Raw genomic sequence first — 245 nt, forward strand, 5'->3', positions numbered from 1 at the left:
TTAAGTCCTACTTGACCACTTAAGTAAGTTTCATTTTTATTATCTACTTTACCTGCTAGTATTTGTTTAGCACCAAAACCAAGATTCATACTGAGTTGATTTGTAAAATCTATATTACCCCCTACGATAATTTGCCCATATGTTTTTTTCTTGTTGTTAGCTTCTACACTAGTAAAGAAAGCATTATTTATAGCTAAATTAGCTGTGTAATCATCACCCCTATTGATAACAAATTGTTCTATTTT

The 245-nt window shown here is 29.8% G+C and carries 1 pseudogene; it reads right to left on the reverse strand.

Features of this window, described 5'->3' with window-relative positions:
* Positions 1-245: pseudogene (locus tag ELQ12_RS10105) on the reverse strand (autotransporter outer membrane beta-barrel domain-containing protein); the annotation flags it as partial.

This window comes from Campylobacter sp. US25a, assembly GCF_004379075.1.
GTDB classification, from domain to species: domain Bacteria; phylum Campylobacterota; class Campylobacteria; order Campylobacterales; family Campylobacteraceae; genus Campylobacter_D; species Campylobacter_D jejuni.